Consider the following 2,008-nt stretch of genomic DNA (forward strand, 5'->3'; position numbering starts at 1 on the left):
GGTGAAGTGCTGATGCATGGGTATATGAATCAGGAAGCGCTGGCGAAGACGCTGGAGATTGGCAAAGTGACCTTCTGGTCACGCACTAAACAGCGCCTGTGGACGAAAGGTGAATCCTCGGAGCACTTTCTGAATGTAGTGAGCATCACGCCAGACTGCGATAACGATACGCTGCTGCTGCTGGTCAATCCGGTCGGCCCAACCTGCCATCGTGGCACCACAAGCTGTTTCTCGCCCGCAGCAACAGACTGGACTTTCCTCTATCAACTGGAGCAGATCCTGGCTGAGCGTAAACACGCTGACCCGAAAAGCTCCTATACTGCCAGCCTGTATGCCAGCGGCACTAAGCGCATTGCACAGAAAGTCGGTGAGGAAGGCGTGGAAGTGGCACTGGCTGCGACCGTCAACGACCGTCATGAGCTGACCAATGAAGCCTCTGATTTGGTCTATCATCTGCTGGTCCTGCTGCAGGACCAGGATCTGAACCTGTCAACGGTGATTGAGAATCTGCGTCAGCGTCATAAGTAAGCCCGTCTAATTATCAGGCCGGATCATCCCGGCCTGCATTCTACTCTGCCTACTCTGCTCTCATCCTCAAACGATAATCAGCGACCACAGTACGCCCGATAACAATCGCTGAACCTGCAATCGCGCCCAAAATAGCGGCCAGCAACAGCACTACCGTCTTTTTGGGTTTGACAGGCGCAGCAGGTAAATCGGGTTGTTTAATATAAGTGAATGGCTGTAACTTCTCAGCGTCAGGCTTCAACTGTGACAGTGCCAGGAGCTGAGATTGTGTATCGAAATACTGTTTATTGAGTATGAGAGGCTTGTTGGCCTCATTAGCAATCATCGCACTTAGCGCATGGGTACCCAGCAGATATAACGTATCATCCGACAGGTTCTCCGCTTGGGTCAGTTGAGAGCTGGAAATATTCGAATCTTCAGCAATCTTCAATGCATAGCGAATAACTTCCATACGATGTGCATTACGCTGCTGCGCGATTTTTTTCTGCGCTTCCAGGGATACGTTCAGTTCGCGTTGTATCGCAATAAGGTTAGTTTTGATTTCAGCGACATAATCATTCACCAGGGAGGTATTCACCTGCTGGATGTAGCTTGACAGCTGCGCCTGAGCGTGGCTGGCAGTATCGGCCGTGACTGAGATGCTAAGGGGATAGTTAAGCGGTTTGTCTATGACTTTAATATCGACGGAGTTTGATGCGGCAAGCGAAGCACTAAAGCGACTAAACAGGCTTTGCTGAAGCATATCCGGAGAGAACTGTCCTGATTTACTCTGAGCGCTGTTACCGTTGTTATCAGTATCATTTATTGCATAGACTTGATTTAAAATACCACTGTAATAGACCATCTGGCCGAAATCGGGTTGCGTCACTATGGCCGTTGATATCCATTTAGATTTAACCGAGGCAAGATAGATTCCTGCACACGCCAGGCTGGCCGCTATTATTGCAATAATGATCCACTTACCCTTCCATAACTGGAAAAAAATATCCAGCAGGTTCAGTTCATCATGCTTTACAGATTCTAATTGTTCAAAGGCAGTTGTATTTTTTTGGCTCATCGTGACTCAACTTAAAAAAAACTGATATCGTTTTTATGGTTATGCGAATAAAAGATAGTCGAGCAATTAGCAGAACACCAGAAGGATAGTCTTAAAATCGAGGAGAAAAAATGAAATACCCCCCGTAAAACGGGGGGTTAAGCATTGACTTAGTCCAGCCACTCGGTGTGGAACACACCTTCTTTATCAGTACGCTTGTAAGTATGCGCACCAAAGTAGTCACGCTGCGCCTGGATCAGGTTCGCAGGCAGTACCGCTGAACGGTAGCTGTCGTAGTAGGCGATGGCCGCAGAGAAGGTTGGCGTTGGGATACCGTTTTGTACCGCCCAGGCCACAACATCACGCAATGCCTGCTGATATTCATCAGCGATATTTTTGAAATACGGAGCCAGCAGCAGGTTAGCGATGTCGGCATCAACAGCA

Annotated in this window: 2 protein-coding genes and 1 pseudogene; 1 reads left to right on the forward strand and 2 read right to left on the reverse strand. The window is 48.5% G+C overall.

What is annotated here, in order from left to right; all coding sequences use genetic code 11:
• A partial coding sequence (gene hisIE, locus WH277_RS00105; protein WP_339503638.1) for a bifunctional phosphoribosyl-AMP cyclohydrolase/phosphoribosyl-ATP diphosphatase HisIE occupies positions 1 to 528 on the forward strand: 528 nt, incomplete at its 5' end.
• 49 nt (positions 529 to 577) lie between these two features.
• On the opposite strand, the gene WH277_RS00110 is transcribed toward hisIE, so the two are convergent.
• On the reverse strand, positions 578 to 1,585 hold the full coding sequence (locus WH277_RS00110; RefSeq protein WP_339458073.1) for a Wzz/FepE/Etk N-terminal domain-containing protein: 1,008 nt from the start codon (positions 1,583 to 1,585) through the stop codon (positions 578 to 580).
• Positions 1,586 to 1,734: 149 nt separating this feature from the next.
• A pseudogene (locus WH277_RS00115) lies at positions 1,735 to 2,008 on the reverse strand (NADP-dependent phosphogluconate dehydrogenase); the annotation flags it as partial.

Source organism: Erwinia sp. MYb416, assembly GCF_037479575.1.
In the GTDB taxonomy this organism is placed as follows: domain Bacteria; phylum Pseudomonadota; class Gammaproteobacteria; order Enterobacterales; family Enterobacteriaceae; genus Erwinia; species Erwinia rhapontici.